Raw genomic sequence first — 16,644 nt, 5'->3', positions numbered from 1 at the left:
ACGAAGATGAATGCATATATCATAGCAGGTTACCGCACAGCAGTTGCAAAAGCCAAAAGAGGAGGTTTCAGAACGATGCGTCCAGATGATTTAGCGGCGGAAGTCATTAAACATTTGATGAAGCAAGTGCCTAATTTAGATCCGGCACGTGTCGACGATTTGATCGTGGGCAACGCCATTCCCGAAGCCGAGCAAGGGATGCAAATGGCGCGCTACATTTCCCTTTTATCACTCCCTAAAAACGTTCCCGGTTTTATCATCAACCGCTATTGCGGTTCTGGTTTAGAGGCGATTGCTTTGGCCTCCGCTAAAGTTGCTTCTGGAATGGCCGATTGCGTGATCGCTGGTGGAACTGAATCGATGTCGATGTTACCGATGATGGGCCACAAAACGGTCTTGAACTACGGAATCGCGAACGAACATCCGGATTATTACATCGGAATGGGTCTGACGGCAGAGGAAGTAAGTAAGAAATACAACGTGACGCGCGACGAGCAAGATGCGTTCTCTTTTGCTTCTCATATGAAAGCTTTGGAGGCACAAAAGGCCGGCAAATTCACGTCGCAAATCGTTCCAGTAGAAGTAACGGAGAATTATTTCGATGCCAAATCAGGTAAGAAACAATCCCGCAGCTGGACCGTGTCACAAGACGAGGGTCCACGTGCAGATACAACGATCGAAGCTTTAGGTAAATTAAAACCGGCATTCGCGATGGGCGGAACCGTTACCGCGGGTAATGCATCCCAAACTTCTGATGGAGCCGCCTTCGTTTTAGTCGTTTCGGAGAAATTAGTCAAAGAACTACATTTAGAGCCTATCGCTCGGATGGTTTCCTACGCGACTGCGGGTGTAGAACCTAGTTTGATGGGAATTGGACCCGTAGAGGCGATTCCAATTGCCTTGAAAAAAGCGGGTTTAACACTGAAAGATATTCAACAAATTGAATTGAACGAGGCGTTTGCGGCACAGTCTTTGGCTGTCATGAAAACCCTCGATATCGATCCAAACATCGTGAATGTGAACGGAGGAGCCATTGCTTTAGGCCACCCACTGGGCTGTTCTGGTGCTAAATTGTCTATTCAATTATTCAATGAAATGCGTCTGCGCAACCAAAAATACGGTATGGTCACGGCCTGCGTAGGTGGCGGTCAAGGGGTAGCGGGAATTTACGAATTGCTATGACCCCACAAGAGTACATTGATTTAGAGTCTGATTTTGGAGCACATAATTACCATCCATTGCCGGTCGTTTTAGAACGCGGTGCCGGGGTACATGTGTATGATGTGACGGGGAAAAAATACCTGGATTTTCTATCTGCCTACAGTGCGGTAAATCAAGGACATTGTCATCCCCGTTTAGTCAAAGCCATTTCAGATCAGGCTTCGCGTTTCACCCTTAGCTCCCGCGCTTTTCATACGAATCTATTAGGTTCGACGGAGAAGAAATTAGCGGAGAAATTCGGCTACGAAAAAGTTCTCTTAATGAACACGGGCGTGGAGGCCGGCGAATCTGCCATCAAATTAGCCCGAAAATGGGCGTATGAGGTGAAAGGCGTTCCGGCGAATCAAGCGGAAATTATTTTTGCGGAGGGAAATTTTTGGGGGAGAACGATCGCGGCGGTTTCCTCCTCGAATGATCCGTCGTCCTATCACAACTTCGGTCCTTTTGTTCCGGGTTTCAGTCGGATTCCCTACAATGATTTAGCGGCTCTAGAAGAGAAATTACAAAACCCTCATGTCGCTGCTTTCATGGTGGAACCCATTCAGGGCGAAGCTGGGGTAGTCATTCCGTCGCCGGGTTATTTAAAAAAGGCAGCAGCTTTATGCAAAAAACACCGTGTCCTTTTCATTGCAGATGAGATCCAAACCGGCTTAGGGCGCACTGGTGCCTGGTTAGCTTGCCACCACGAATTAGTGCATCCAGATATTTTATTACTAGGCAAAGCGCTTTCGGGCGGATTTATGCCGGTCTCAGCGGTGCTCTGCAACGACGAGATTATGCTCACCATCAAACCAGGCGAACACGGTTCGACGTATGGCGGAAATCCGTTAGCCTGCGCAGTCACGAACGTAGCCATCGATATCATCGAAGACGAGGATTTAGTAGAAAATGCCACCCTTCGAGGTCAGCAATTATTGACATTCCTAGAAAGTTTGCGTGATAAAACGGCCTTAATTAAATCAGTCAGAGGAAAAGGGCTTTTATGTGCCATCGAAATTGACACCGACGAAGATAGCCATGTGGCTTGGGAGATTTGTTTAGACCTGATGAAAAAGGGCTTATTAGCGAAACCAACACACGGCAATAAAATAAGACTAGCTCCTCCCCTCACCATTACGGGTGCAGAGATGGATCAAGCTTGCAGCATCATCGATAAAGTTTTTCTGGGGTATTAAGCGATTTCAAAGCAGCGCATCGAGATTCCGCCGTACACGAGTTCATCGTAAGTGAAGCGGACGGTCTCGTCTTTGCGGGCTAAAGCCAACGCATACAACATCGGAATGTAGTGATCCGGCGTGGGAACAGATTTTAATCCCCCTGGCGCACGCGCATAATCCACTAAACTCGAAATATCCTTATCCAGTAATTTCTGCATCGTCCAGGCATCAAATTCCTGTGCCCAGTCATAGGCGAAATGCTCCTGACCCATCGAGAGGTTCGGTATGCTAGCCTGTAAATTGTGTACGATATTCCCACTTCCCACGATCAAAACGCCTCTTTCCCGTAAAAATTGTAATTCTTGTGCGAGGGTGACGTGGTAGGCTAATGGTTGAGAATAGTCAATAGACATCTCAAAACAGGGAATGTTGTGATTCGGAAAAAGATGACAAAGGACCGACCAGGCGCCATGATCTAAACCCCATTCGGTGGTTTCTTGAATTTTTTGGGAGCCGGAAGCGAGCATTTTCGCAGTTTCTGGGCTTCCCGGTGCGGGGTATTGAAATTCGTGCAAGGCACGCGGAAATCCTCCAAAATCGTGGATCGTCTCCGGCATCGGCGACGCTTGCACTTGGGTAATACCGCGCGTTAACCAATGAGCGGATACTACTAGAATGGCTTTAGGTGGCGCAATAGAGGCCCCTAGCGTATTCAATGATGCCGTAAATGGATTGTCTGCCAGTGCGTTCATCGGGCTTCCGTGCCCAATGAACCAAACTGGCTGTATGTTTGACATAATACTATCTATTCCTTTAGCGATTCATGGACACTAAGAACTCTTCGTTGTTCCTCGTTCCTTTCATTTGCTGTTGCAAGAATTCCATCGCCTCTACCGAGTTCATGTCGGACATGTGCTTACGCAAGATCCAAACACGTTGTAGCACCGCTGGATCCATCAATAGATCCTCGCGACGCGTACCTGAAGCCGTCACATCAATCGATGGATAGATTCGACGGTTCGCAAGCTTGCGATCTAATTGTAATTCCATGTTACCCGTTCCTTTGAATTCCTCAAAGATTACTTCGTCCATTTTCGAACCTGTTTCGATCAAGGCAGTTGCGATGATGGTTAAAGATCCGCCATTTTCGACGTTACGCGCAGCACCGAAGAAACGCTTAGGTTTGTGAAGCGCATTGGCATCCACACCACCGGATAAAATCTTACCAGAAGATGGAACCACTGTATTGTAGGCACGTGCAAGACGTGTAATTGAATCTAATAGGATAACGACATCGTGGCCGCATTCCACCATTCTTTTGGCCTTCTCTAAAACCAGGTTAGCCACTTTCACGTGACGCTCCGCTTGCTCATCGAAAGTAGATGAAATTACTTCTGCACGCACGGAACGCTGCATATCCGTTACCTCCTCTGGACGCTCATCGATCAATAAGATGATCAAATACACCTCTGGGTGGTTGCGGGAAATCGCATTGGCGATGTCTTTCAACAATACCGTTTTACCCGTTTTAGGCTGGGCAACGATCATACCCCTTTGGCCCTTACCGATAGGCGCGAATAAGTCCAAAATACGCGTCGAATAATTATCCGGCGTAGAAGACAAGTTCAACTTTTCCTCTGGGAATAAAGGCGTCAAATATTCAAAATTGATCCGGTCGCGAATCTCATCCGTCGTCTTTCCATTCACTGATTCCACTTTCAACAAAGCGAAATATTTCTCACCCTCTTTAGGCGGACGAATCTTTCCTAAAATCGTGTCTCCCGTCTTCAAACCAAACATTTTGATTTGTGATGGCGACACATAAATATCATCTGGAGAAGCCAAGTAATTGTAATCAGACGAACGCATAAATCCGTATCCGCCTTCTTGCATAATTTCTAAAACACCCTCGTTCTCGATCAATCCATCTAATTCCTTGATGACCTGGTTGTAATTCGAACGTGGTTTGTGGTGATGCACCGGTGCTGGCGCCTCTTCTTTCGGTAATTTATCTACATCGACTGGTGCATCCGTGGGAGACACCTCGTCTTTTGTGTTTTCTGTGCTGGTGATAAAGGAAGTATCGACTAAGAATTCTTCAGGGGCTGCTACTTCTTTGTATTCGATAGGTGCCTCCGCTTCAGGTGATGCTTCAGGTGATGCTTCAGTCTGGTTTCCCATCGGTAACAAAGGGGCCTCTTCGTTGCTCTTCTTAATTCGTTGACGCTTAGGTCGTTCGTTTGATGATGAATCTTCTTCTTGTGCTTTTTTTACTCTTTTGATAGGCTTATCTTCCATAAAGGGGGAATGATTAATTGAGATTGACAACAGACATGTCTGTCAGAATGTGTGTCAAATGAGAAAGTTCGGGGATGTTGACTCGTTGAATTGTCAGAATCGACTTACAATACTACGGTATTAGCGGGGAATTGTCAAGGTTTTAGGCCAAAATTTGGGCTTTAAAATCAATTAAATGATAAAATACACGTCCACAGCGATTATTTCGTAGTTTTGCAGCACAAGAATCTATGGAAAACATTCAGCAGCAGCTTATTGACCTTTTGGAATCCCGTCGTAAAGAGGGCTTGTTCAGGCAATTATCCGTACTGGATGGCCGCACGGATTTCTGCTCAAACGATTACCTGGGTTTAGCAGGTGATCCCATTCTCGCAGCATCTATCGCGCGCGATTTTGAGGCCTTACCTGCAGAGGCTCGCAAAAATGGCGCTACTGGCTCACGTCTTATTTCAGGACATTCATCCTTAATCGAACAATTCGAAAAAGAATGCGCCGCCTTTCATGGATCGGAAACCGCTTTACTATTTAGTTCAGGCTACGATGCAAACATCGGTTTGATCTCCTCTCTACCACAAGAAGGGGACGTTATTTTCTGTGATAAACTATTGCATGCGAGTTTGATTGATGGATTACGTCTTTCCAAAGCCGAACGTCGCATCTTCAAACACAATAACCTGGATGACTTAGTTCATCTTTTAGACCAATACCCTGCCGAAACACGCAAGTGGATCGTCGTGGAATCGGTTTATTCGATGGATGGCGACGTAGCTCCATTACGGGCTTTGGTCGAATTAAAGAATAAATACCAGGCCGTGCTCATCGTGGATGAGGCGCATTCTGGAGGAGTTTATGGTACAGAAGGACAAGGTTTAGTGTATGAGTTAGGATTATGCGAGGACGTATTTGCGCGCGTAATCACCTTTGGGAAAGCTTGGGGAAATGCGGGAGCGGTGGTCCTGGGGTCTTTGGCCCTCAAAGAATACCTCGTGAACTTCGCTAGACCGTTCATTTATTCCACGGCACCCACGCCCGCACACGTTTCCGCGCTTTTAAGCACTTTGCACTATTTACCTTCCCAAAACGAAGCCAGACAAAAACTGCAAGAAAACATCGCTTTCTTCCGCGCAAACTGCCATTCGGATGCCTGGGGGGATAGCCAAACCGCCATCCAGACCTTCTTCGTCACCGGAAACGAAGCCGTGCGAGCCAAAGCAGCCTCCGCCAGCGAATTCGCCATCAAACCTATTGTTTTCCCCACGGTAGCAAAAGGCAAAGAGCGCATCAGAATTACGCTCAGCGCAAACCATACATCAGAACAAATCCTTTCCCTCATCCAAGCACTCGAATGAAACAATTTATCGTCGCCGGAATCGGTACCGAAATCGGGAAAACCGTTGTTTCCGCCATTTTAACAGCTGGTTTAAAAGCTGATTATTGGAAACCGGTTCAAGCCGGGGATTTAGATACGGGAGACGCCTATTGGATCCGCAATTGGGTTCCATCGGCCACGGTTCACCCGTCCACCTATGCGTTAACCCAACCCATGTCCCCGCATTCAGCGGCAGAGATCGATGGGATAACAATCTCACTGGATAGCTTTAAAATCCCCACTGATCAGACCTTAATCGTCGAATTAGCCGGTGGAATTATGGTGCCATTGAATGATCAACAGACGAATCTAGACTTGATCAAACACCTGAATTTGCCGGTCATTTTAGTGAGCAAAAACTATTTAGGCAGCCAGAATCATACCTTGTTAAGTTACGAGCTATTAAAACAGCACGGAATTCCAATGGCCGGAATCGTGTTCAATGGACCCGAAAATCCGTCAGGCGAGAAATTTATTTTGAATCATACCGGTTTGCCACTTATTTTGCGCGTGAATACAGAATCAGAAATCAATGAAGCGGTTATCGCTTCGTATGCAAATAAAATCCATGTCTAAGGAGAATTTAGCTTTACGGGATGCGGCGGTCATTTGGCACCCGTTTACGCAACACCAAATCGAACCTATTTCGATTCCGATTGCGAGTGGAAAAGGTGCGTATTTAGTTGATACAGACGGTAAAAAATACATCGATGCAATTTCGTCTTGGTGGGTGAATACACACGGCCATGGGCATCCGTATTTAGCCCAAAAAGTGTACGAACAAGCCCTACAGCTCGAACAAGTCATCTTTGCCGGATTTACCCATGAACCGGCGGTTCGACTTTCGGAACGTTTATTAAGCCATTTACCCGCTAATTTTGAGCGCGTTTTCTTCTCAGACAATGGCTCCACCGCTGTGGAGGTAGCCATCAAAATGGCCTTGCAATTCTTCCATAACCAGGGAAACACGAAGCGTAGAAAAATACTTGCTTTTGCGGATGCTTACCACGGGGATACGTTTGGGGCGATGAGTTTGGGTGCACCCAGCTCCTTCAATGATCCATTTCAGGACATGCTTTTCGAGGTGGAATTCCTGCCTAGTCCTCAAGACACGGAGGCTTGCCTTGCAGCTATGTCCTCTTTGAACTCTGACGAATATGCCGCTTTCATCTTTGAACCCCTCATTCAGGGTGCGGGAGGAATGAAAATGTACGAGGCGTCGACCTTGGATGCGTTGATTTGCATGGCACATGAAAAAGGAATGTTCTGTATTGCAGATGAAATCATGACCGGATTTGGTCGTACGGGAAAGTGGTTTGCGATGGATTATTTGGTTGAAAAACCAGACATCGTTTGCTTTTCCAAAGGCCTAACCGGCGGCATGATGGCCATGGGGCTAACCCTTTGCAGTGAAACAATTTTTCAATCATTTCTATCGGATGATCGCCGTAAAATGATGTTCCATTCTCACTCCTTTACGGCAAATCCATTAGCCTGCGCTGCAGCCAATGCGAGTATGGATTTAATGGAAAAAGAAGAAACCTGGGCGTCTATTGCGCGCGTGGAATCTCGTCATCGGGCGTTTGCGGAAACGCTGAAGAATCATACCATCCTAAAAAATGTGCGAATTCACGGCAGTATCCTAGCGATGGAAGTAGAAACGGGTGAGACAGATGGTTATTTACACTCCATCCGAGATGATATCTATCGCTACTTCTTGGAGCAAGGCATTTTAATGCGTCCATTAGGAAACACCATCTATATCCTCGCCCCCTATTGTATTGAAGACGAGGATTTAGCGTATATCTACGATAAAATTAAGGCTTTTGCGCAGGGGCTAATTTAGTGGCTTGCCAAGAAACCATTTGCCAACGCTTATCCGCATACAAGTACACATCGGTAAAACGAACGCGCAAAGGAGTTTGGCCTCCGTCAGCTGCGGGCTGCTGAATCACAATGATACCGGTATTAATTCCCGTATTGCCATACACCCGTTGTTGCATTTCTTCCGGAGTGATAGACAAATAAATCGATTTCCCAGATAAAACGGACGCAATGTAACTATCCTTCGAATCTTGTACACCACTCGAGTGGAAGTAGACAAGTTCCTTGTGAATAACCGATTCTAGACCCGCACGGTCTTTCGCTACTAGGTACTTAAATCGACTTAATTCTGCTTCTTTAAGGGATTCCTCATTTTGCGCAAAGCCGATCATCGGTGCCAACAAACAAAATAAAATCAATACTTTCTTCATTTTCTTTTTTTTTTAAAACGCTTTCGCGCGGGTTATTTACTCAAAATTAAATCCGCTGCCTTCTCCGCAATCATGACCACCGCGGAATTCGTATTCCCTGAAATCACATCCGGCATGATCGACGCATCCGCCACCCGTAAACCTTGCATACCACGAACACGCAATGTGGTAGGATCGCAAACCGCCTCCGCATCCGTTCCCATCTTACAGGTTCCCACCGGATGATACACGCATTCCGTGGCTTGCTCGATGTGTTTTTCGATTAGTTCTTCGCTCCAAGGTCCTGATGGATAATTCAGCTCCGAACCTTTTCTTAATCCGTCAAACGCTGTAGACAACACGATATCTCGTGCGATGCGCACTCCACGCTTCAAGGTTTCGAGGTCCTCTTTCTCGGATAAATAACGCGGATCAATGACCGGTGCGTCATGGTAATCCGCAGAACGCAGGCTAACGGTTCCACGACTTTTGGGCTTTAGTAAGGTAGGCAGAATGGTAAATCCATCGCTTAAAGGCATTCTGCTATAATCGTACATATCGGCCGCCCATGCAGAAGAGAAATGAAACTGTAAATCAGGCACATCCGATTGATTCACGGAATCGTAGAAAGCCGCGGCCTCTAAAGGACTCGAGGCTAATGGTCCCTGTTTCTTAAACGTATAATCCAGGTAGTTTTTCACCCCCAAAGCCACGTTATACGACTGACCCTTTGTACTGGCCTGCGCGTTCATATTCACAAACAAGTGATCAGACAAATTCTTTCCCACCCCTTTCAGATCTAGGCGGGAGTCGATTCCGTGTGCTTTCAATTCTGCCGCATCGCCGATGCCGGATAGTTGCAAGATTTGTGGGCTTTGGAAAGCACCAGCTGATAAAATCACTTCAGAAGATTCGAATTCGATAGGCTTCTTAGAACCCAATTTATAGCCTTTCAACCCAGTCACCTTTTCTCCCTGAATCACTAAGGAAGCGACCTGAAAAGAGGTCTGGATGTGTAGGTTTTTACGAGAAAGTGCTGGTTGAATAAAAGCTTTCGCACCGGATGCCCTTTCGCCGTCTTGAATATTGAACTGAAATAATCCGGCTCCTACCTGCTTCGCCCCATTGAAATCGGGATTCTCTGGAATCCCTACCATGGCACAGCCTTCAATGAAAGCATCCCCAAAAATCGTCAAATGCCGATTCTTCGCCACACGATGTAGGCCACCCCTTCCGTGGTATTCGTTTTGAAAATCTTCGTTATCCTCTGACTTCTTAAAATAGGGCAACACATCCTGGTAAGACCAACCTGCACAACCCCAAGCCGCCCAAGCGTCATAATCCGCTTTGTTCCCGCGAATATACGCCATGCAGTTAATCGCAGAACTTCCGCCCACGGTTTTACCGCGAGGCTGGTAGATTCGGCGACCCCCTAAATGCGGTTGTGGTTCCGTGAAAAAATTCCAGTTTAAATAGGTGTGGTTTAACAAGGAATAGGCAGATGGCATCGAAATGCGGGGATCCCTAAAATCTCCTCCTGCTTCGATCAACAATACCTGGTTTAAGGGATTTTCGGATAAACGATGCGCCAAAACGCAACCCGCCGTACCGGCCCCCACAATGATGTAATCAAATTTCATAGAATAAGTCTACCATTTTCTCTTTGAATATCCCTATTTTTGACCAATAAACAATTCTCTGTGAGCAATTTTTCTGTCTACTTTTCTTTAGGTCTTGGGCACATCCTGAATTGGGCAGCCCTAGACCATCTTTTGTTTATCCTCTCGCTGACTTGCGTATATGTGGTGACAGATTATAAAAAATTGCTTTGGCTGGTAACGGCTTTTACGCTGGGGCATTCGATTACCTTAGCTTTAGCGACTTTACACTTGATCCAGGTCAATGTCACCTGGGTTGAATTTTTAATCCCTTGTACGATTTTAGTCACTGCTATCAGCAATCTGATTCAGACAGAACAACGCTACAAGTACGGTGTGGTTGCTTTTTTTGGGCTGATTCATGGCCTAGGTTTCTCGAATTATTTACAAAGTTTGTTAGGTGCAGAAAGCTCGATTTTCACTCCGCTCCTAGCCTTTAATGTAGGACTTGAAATAGGCCAATTAGTCGTAGTCGCCCTAATACTTGCGTCTTCCATCCTGTCGCTTTACGTGTTTAAATGGAAGCAAACGGCTTATATACAAGTCATTTCAGGCATCACCATAGGCCTTGTTTTGCCCATGATCCTAGAGCGTTGGCCATAAAAAAAGCCCCGATTTTCATCGAGGCCTTTTCCTGGAATTTCAGAGGACTAAAAGTCTTCATCTAAAGAGAATGACATAGACTCCTTATCAGACATGACACCTGATTTTTGGTATTCTGCCACACGCTTCTCGAAGAAGTTTGTTTTTCCTTGTAAAGAGATCATCTCCATAAAGTCGAATGGATTTGTCGCATTGTAGTGCTTCTTGCATCCCAAAGAAACCAATAAACGGTCTGCCACGAAATCGATGTATTGACACATCATCTCCGCGTTCATACCGATCAATGAAACCGGTAATGCCACGGTTACGAATTCTTTTTCGATCTCTACCGCATCTAAAATGATTTCGTAGATACGCTCTTGAGGTAATTTATTTTTAATGTGATCTGCATATAATAAACACGCGAAATCACAGTGTAAACCTTCGTCACGCGAGATCAATTCGTTCGAGAACGAAAGACCAGGCATTAAACCACGTTTCTTTAACCAGAAAATCGAGCAGAATGAACCAGAGAAGAAAATACCTTCTACCGCTGCGAACGAAATTAAACGTTCTACGAAATTGTCTGACTCGATCCATTTCAAAGCCCAATCCGCCTTTTTCTTGACGCAATCGATTGTCTCAATCGCACGTAAAAGGTGATCTTTTTCTTTCGGATCATTGATATAGGAATCAATTAAAAGGGAATACGTTTCTGAGTGAATGTTTTCCATCATGATTTGGAAACCATAGAAACATTTCGCCTCTGCGTATTGCACTTCTTTCAAGAAGTTATTCGCTAAATTTTCATTTACGATACCATCCGATGCAGCGAAGAATGCCAAAACGTGTGAAACGAAGTGACGCTCACCATCGTTCATCTTTTTCCAGTCCGCTAAATCTTGAGATAAATCGATCTCTTCAGCTGTCCAGAAAGACGCTTCCGCCTTCTTATAAAATTGCCAAATATCATCGTGCTTAATCGGAAAAAGCACAAAACGGTTGGGATCCTCAACCAATAAGGGTTCTACTGCTATCGTTGACATATAAATTAAATTGAACTCGAAATTAAGAAATTCTACCTGATATACAAGACCAATAACAGGCCTAAATTGTTTTAAATTTTAAAAGAAAAATCCGCCTACTTGAACAACCAGCGCTGAGCCATATGGAGAGCGCCCAGCCGTATAATTCAAGTCATACATAATCGAAAAATTAAGACCCATTTTAGATCCTATTCCCACTCCTACTAGTACTGGATTAGCATACGAAATTCCAGTGTTATTAGAAAGATTGTTGTAGTTCTCCACTTGTCCTGTTAGGTACGCTTGGCCAATGACCTGACTCAAAGCGGGAACTTGCTGGCGAATAAAGATTTTTTGACCTAAAAGATTACTCGAATAAGTGCCTAATGAGCCATAATTCGCAGAATAATACTGATAAATTAAACCCACACCCACCATCGCATTATTCGTCAGTGAATAACCCACCATGGGCGAAACCCCGATGCTCGTCGGGTTTCCAAAACTCAGGCCACTGATTCCTCCACCAAAATTCAAGCGTTGGCGAAAAGGTAATTCTCGGACGTCCTTTTCCACATCTAAATCACCCTCAGCACCCTCCTCTTTAATGACCACCGGTTCTTGGGCGAAGACCTCTGAAACTCCCACAAAAGTCAGGAGTGAAAAGAATAAAAACAGTTTTTTCATTTGGCTTAAATTGATTACCAAAATTAAAGGATATTTTTGTAAAATGAACTCCCCACAGGCAAAGCATAACATAGATAATTGTGATCCGAAAACGCACATCATCATCAAAGGTGCGCGCGTGCACAATTTAAAAGGAGTGGATGTGGCGATTCCACGCAATCAGCTTGTAGTTATTACGGGATTGTCGGGATCAGGGAAGTCTTCCTTGGCCTTTGATACCTTGTTTGCGGAGGGCCAAAGAATGTACGTCGAAAGTCTGAACAGCTACGCGCGGCAGTTTTTGGGACGTATGGAAAAGCCCGCCGTGGATTATATCAAAGGGGTTTCGCCAGCGATTGCCATTGAACAAAAGGTCAACACAAAGAACCCGCGTTCCACGGTAGGTACCACCACAGAAATCTACGATTATTTAAAATTACTTTTTGCCCGCATCGGCCGCACCATTTCCCCGGTTTCTGGAAAGGAAGTGCGCAAAGATTCGGTCTCCCATATCGTGGATTTTATTGCCCAAAACGACGGCAAGAAAGTCCTCATCCTAGCGCCACTCGTTCACCACGAAGACAGAAGCTTAGAAAACGAATGTCAATTACTGATCCAGAAAGGTTATTCTCGATTGAAATTCCAAGATGAAATTATTGCCTTGGAGGAATTAGTAGAGGATCCTGCTCATTTGCAAAAGCTCGCGAAAAAACCGGCGGAGATCGCGATTTTGATCGACCGTTTGGTCTCTAAAAAAGACGACGAAGAAACGCAATTCCGCGTAGGTGATTCCGTCCAAACAGCCTATTTCGAGGGAGAAGGCGTTTGCTGGATTGAAATCGAAGGCAGAAAGCGCGACATCTTCTCGAATAAATTCGAATTAGATGGAATGGTTTTTGAGGAGCCAAGTTTGAACTTGTTCTCCTTCAATAATCCCTACGGCGCATGCCGCAATTGCGAGGGTTATGGCAAAGTCCTGGGTTTAGACCCGGACTTAGTTTTTCCAGACCACGATTTATCTGTTTATGAGGGAGCCATTGCACCGTGGCGAAGCGAGCGAATGAGTGAATGGCTTAGTCCGCTTTTACGAAATGGGGTGCAATTTGACTTCCCTATACATCGCCCCTACAAGGATTTAAGTGCAACGGAAAAGAAAATATTGTGGACTGGAAATAAGTATTTCGCAGGACTGACAAAGTTTTTTGATCACCTCGAAAAAGAGACTTATAAAATCCAATACCGGGTGATGCTCTCGCGTTACCGCGGCAAAACGAATTGTCCGGAATGCCAGGGTTCACGCTTGCGAATGGATGCTAGTTATGTAAAAATAGCAGGTACCTCGCTTGTCGATTTGGTGCTTTGGCCCCTATCGAAAACGAAAGCTTTCTTTGAAAAACTGGAGCTGAACGAGCACGATCAGCAGGTTTCTAGACGAATTCTGATCGAGATTAACAATCGCTTGGAATATATGGACCGAGTGGGTTTAGGCTATTTAACGCTGAATCGATTGAGCTCCACCTTATCTGGAGGCGAATTTCAACGCATTAAATTAGCGACATCGCTGGGCAGTGCTTTGGTAGGTTCGATGTATATTTTAGATGAACCGAGCATCGGTTTGCATCCTCGAGATACAGAGCGACTGATTTCGGTGTTAGAGATGTTGAAAAACATGGGAAACACGGTCATCGTCGTGGAACATGAGGAGGAAGTCATGCGCGCTGCGGATCAGATTATCGACATCGGTCCAGAAGCAGGTCGCCATGGCGGGAATTTGATCTTTCAGGGGAATTTAACAGAGGCTTTGGCAGACAAAAGCACGGATAGCCACACCTTGCGCTTCCTAAGCGGCGAAGATCGCATCGAAGTGCCCTACTTTAGACGTAAACCATTAGCTCAAATCGAAATCACCGGAGCTTCTGAAAATAATTTAAAAAACGTGGACGTTGCGATTCCTTTAGGCATCATGACAGTTGTAACGGGTGTAAGTGGCTCTGGAAAATCCACCTTAATTCGTAAAATTTTGTACCCTGCGATGCTTCGTTTATTGCAACAAGGCACCGAAGAAACGGGGCGATTCCGTGAAATTAAAGGCAGCACAAACAAAGTGGCGAGCATCGAAATGGTTGATCAACAGCCGATCGGAAAATCATCTCGCTCGAATCCAGTTACTTACATTAAGGCCTACGACGCCATTAGAGCCTTGTATTCTGAACTTCCAGTGGCGAAAGCCCGTGGCTACAAACCCGCCCATTTCTCCTTCAACGTAGAAGGTGGACGCTGCGAGGTATGTCAAGGCGAGGGAGAAATCACCATCGAAATGCAATTCATGGCAGATATTAAGCTGCCTTGCGAATCTTGCGGTGGATCCCGATTCAAGCAGGAAATTTTGGACGTCAAATTCCAGGATAAAAATATCTCAGAAATCCTCGATTTAACCGTCGAAGAAGCCGTGGGATTCTTCCGCGAGAAACAACCGCGTATCGCCGATAAAATCGATCCCCTTTTCCAAGTAGGCTTGGGCTATATCAAATTAGGTCAATCCTCGAACTCGCTTTCCGGTGGAGAAGCACAGCGCGTGAAACTCGCCAGCTTCCTAGGCAAAGGAAATCCAAACAAAGGCAAGACCCTGTTTATCTTTGACGAACCTACCACGGGTCTTCACTTCCACGACATTAAAAAGCTCTTAAAAGCCATGAACGATTTAGTAGAACAGGGGGATTCGGTGGTGATCATTGAGCACAATATGGAGGTGATTAAATGCGCTGACCACATTATTGATTTAGGACCCGAAGGGGGCGAAAATGGGGGCTATATTACATTCCAAGGTACTCCTGAGGAGATGAAAGGCCTGAAAAACAACCCAACCGCTCATTATTTAAGCCAAAAACTGTAAATTCGTACATGTCCACGTTTTCTAACATCACTCAGCTCGCAGAAAGAATCCAGTCCATAACGGCCGGATTACACCTAGCGATCCCTGAATTGATCGTGGCGGGAACGATCTTATTTAGCCTGTTGATTGAATTATTTTTACATGGCAAAACAGAGAAATTTAGTACATCTTGGCGCTATTTTACCTGTCAAATCCCCCTTTTGTTAGCCTTATCACTCAGCTTTCAACGATCTGAATTAGGTTCAACCGGCTCCTTTGCCTCCGGCTTATTTGAGGTGAATTTAGGATCGAATGCCATCAATACATTGATTTTAGGAATTGGATTTTTACTCATTTTGATGAATCAAATCCATAAAAAATCCCTCACCTTCGAAGAACTGACCGGCTTCCTTTCCATTTTATTGGGTGCCTTATTGAGCAGCTTGAGCTCGAATGCCCTGAGTTTATTCTTGTCGATCGAATTGATGTCGATGGGTACTTATGTACTAGTAAGCCTTCGAAAAGAGTCCTCGCGGGCCAGTTTACCCTATGTTTTATTCGGACTTGGGTCCTCTGCCCTATTTATTTACGGCATTTCTTTGCTGTATGGTCTGACAGGGACCTTAGATTTCACGAGCGTAGATTTCTCTCGAGGCATTTCAGTGGCAGACCCTTATTTGCGCGGTTTTGCTTTAGGACTTTTTGCGGTGGGCTTATTGTTCAAGATGTCTTGGGCGCCTTTTCATCCCTGGAATCCAGACGTAATGGAGCAATTGCCGGCCGCCTGGATGACTTGGATTTCGACTGCACCTAAACTAGCAATAGCCTTTGTGGGCGTTCGTTTGCTACCCGGTTTACCCATTTCCTATGCGAATGAATTAGCTGTTTTAGCGATACTGACTTTGTTAGTGGGAAATTTAGGAGCATTGGGCCAAAACAATACCAAACGTCTCCTCGCCTACTCCAGCATCGCGCATGGCGGCTTTCTAGCGATGGCTTGGTTCTTCCAACCGATTCAGGCATTGGATGCAATTCTATTTTATGGCTTCTTATATAGTATCGCCAGTTTATTGGTTTTCTATCTAATTGACGATTCGGCAGCGGATAAGATCACGTCTTTTGCTGGGCTAGGTTCTGAGAAACCTTTACCTTCCTTTTTCTTGCTCACAGGACTTGTGGCCTTAGTGGGATTACCACCAGCTGGAACCTTTATTGCGAAGATGACCTACTTCAGTTTGTTGTGGTCAAACTATGAAACGACGACCGCTATCGGCCTGCTCATTTTACTCATTGTAGCTATTTTAGTGACCGCCATTTCACTCTTTTATTATTTGAAAATTCCCTTCCAATTGTATTTCAAAAAATCGACAGAAAAAACCCGTCTTTGGGCGGATTTGACTTCGCTCGAAATCTACTCTTACGGATTTTTAACCGCGATTTTGATGGCATCTCTCTTATTCCCAGCGGTCTTGACAAACCTTTGGAAATAGTCGATAAAAAAATAAAAAAATCAGCTTATTGGTCATTTATTTTGGCTAATTTTGGACTTGATTTACAAAATAGCC

The 16,644-nt window shown here is 45.2% G+C and carries 13 protein-coding genes and 1 pseudogene; 8 read left to right on the top strand and 6 right to left on the bottom strand.

Features of this window, described 5'->3' with window-relative positions; genetic code table 11:
* Positions 1-6: 6 nt before the first annotated feature.
* Both G9X63_RS07520 and rocD read left to right on the top strand, forming a co-directional pair.
* Positions 7-1,182 (top strand): acetyl-CoA C-acyltransferase, encoded by a 1,176-nt coding sequence (locus G9X63_RS07520; RefSeq protein WP_252622238.1) that lies wholly within the window; start codon positions 7-9, stop codon positions 1,180-1,182.
* Positions 1,179-2,396 (top strand): ornithine--oxo-acid transaminase, encoded by a 1,218-nt coding sequence (gene rocD, locus G9X63_RS07515; RefSeq protein ID WP_252622236.1) that lies wholly within the window; start codon positions 1,179-1,181, stop codon positions 2,394-2,396. The genes G9X63_RS07520 and rocD overlap by 4 nt, the downstream gene beginning before the upstream one ends.
* Here the strand turns inward: rocD and ygiD are convergent.
* Both ygiD and rho read right to left on the bottom strand, forming a co-directional pair.
* Entirely contained in the window at positions 2,393-3,175 is a 783-nt protein-coding gene (gene ygiD, locus G9X63_RS07510) for a 4,5-DOPA-extradiol-dioxygenase (protein WP_130896001.1), read from the bottom strand. The genes rocD and ygiD overlap by 4 nt on opposite strands.
* 16 nt (positions 3,176-3,191) lie before the next feature.
* A pseudogene (gene rho / locus G9X63_RS07505) lies at positions 3,192-4,340 on the bottom strand (transcription termination factor Rho); the annotation flags it as partial.
* Positions 4,341-4,906: 566 nt separating this feature from the next.
* Between rho and G9X63_RS07500 the strand changes: the two are divergent.
* The 3 genes from G9X63_RS07500 to bioA are packed head-to-tail and all read left to right on the top strand — an operon-like array spanning position 4,907 to position 7,891.
* Entirely contained in the window at positions 4,907-6,025 is a 1,119-nt protein-coding gene (locus tag G9X63_RS07500) for an aminotransferase class I/II-fold pyridoxal phosphate-dependent enzyme (protein WP_252622234.1), read from the top strand.
* A complete protein-coding gene (gene bioD, locus G9X63_RS07495; protein WP_252622232.1) occupies positions 6,022-6,621 on the top strand; it encodes a dethiobiotin synthase in 600 nt (199 codons plus the stop codon). The genes G9X63_RS07500 and bioD overlap by 4 nt, the downstream gene beginning before the upstream one ends.
* Positions 6,614-7,891, top strand: coding sequence for an adenosylmethionine--8-amino-7-oxononanoate transaminase (bioA, locus tag G9X63_RS07490; protein WP_252622230.1), 1,278 nt, complete (start codon positions 6,614-6,616; stop codon positions 7,889-7,891). The genes bioD and bioA overlap by 8 nt, the downstream gene beginning before the upstream one ends.
* On the opposite strand, the gene G9X63_RS07485 is transcribed toward bioA, so the two are convergent.
* Positions 7,863-8,300 carry a nuclear transport factor 2 family protein gene (locus G9X63_RS07485; RefSeq protein ID WP_130923702.1) on the bottom strand — a complete coding sequence of 146 codons (438 nt, stop codon included), beginning with the start codon at positions 8,298-8,300 and terminating at the stop codon, positions 7,863-7,865. The two genes, bioA and G9X63_RS07485, sit on opposite strands and share 29 nt — an antisense overlap.
* A gap of 32 nt (positions 8,301-8,332) precedes the next feature.
* Positions 8,333-9,919 carry a GMC family oxidoreductase gene (locus G9X63_RS07480; RefSeq protein ID WP_252622227.1) on the bottom strand — a complete coding sequence of 529 codons (1,587 nt, stop codon included), beginning with the start codon at positions 9,917-9,919 and terminating at the stop codon, positions 8,333-8,335.
* Positions 9,920-9,979: 60 nt separating this feature from the next.
* Between G9X63_RS07480 and G9X63_RS07475 the strand changes: the two genes are divergently transcribed.
* Entirely contained in the window at positions 9,980-10,540 is a 561-nt protein-coding gene (locus G9X63_RS07475) for a HupE/UreJ family protein (RefSeq protein WP_252622225.1), read from the top strand.
* Positions 10,541-10,587: 47 nt separating this feature from the next.
* On the opposite strand, the gene G9X63_RS07470 is transcribed toward G9X63_RS07475, so the two are convergent.
* Together G9X63_RS07470 and G9X63_RS07465 are read right to left on the bottom strand one after the other, a co-directional pair.
* Positions 10,588-11,565 carry a ribonucleoside-diphosphate reductase small subunit gene (locus G9X63_RS07470; RefSeq protein WP_130895994.1) on the bottom strand — a complete coding sequence of 326 codons (978 nt, stop codon included), beginning with the start codon at positions 11,563-11,565 and terminating at the stop codon, positions 10,588-10,590.
* 78 nt (positions 11,566-11,643) lie between these two features.
* Positions 11,644-12,228 carry a hypothetical protein gene (locus G9X63_RS07465; protein ID WP_130923705.1) on the bottom strand — a complete coding sequence of 195 codons (585 nt, stop codon included), beginning with the start codon at positions 12,226-12,228 and terminating at the stop codon, positions 11,644-11,646.
* Between the two features lie 43 nt (positions 12,229-12,271).
* Between G9X63_RS07465 and uvrA the strand changes: the two genes are divergently transcribed.
* Complete coding sequence (gene uvrA / locus G9X63_RS07460; RefSeq protein ID WP_252622223.1) at positions 12,272-15,100, top strand: excinuclease ABC subunit UvrA; 2,829 nt, start codon at positions 12,272-12,274, stop codon at positions 15,098-15,100.
* Positions 15,101-15,108: 8 nt separating this feature from the next.
* On the top strand, positions 15,109-16,569 hold the full coding sequence (locus tag G9X63_RS07455) for an NADH-quinone oxidoreductase subunit N (protein WP_252622221.1): 1,461 nt from the start codon (positions 15,109-15,111) through the stop codon (positions 16,567-16,569).
* The last annotated feature ends 75 nt before the right edge of the window (positions 16,570-16,644 follow it).

It is taken from the genome of Aquirufa antheringensis (genome assembly GCF_023921165.1).
In the GTDB taxonomy this organism is placed as follows: Bacteria; Bacteroidota; Bacteroidia; order Cytophagales; family Spirosomataceae; genus Aquirufa; species Aquirufa antheringensis.
This window is presented reverse-complemented; position numbering and strand designations above follow the sequence as displayed.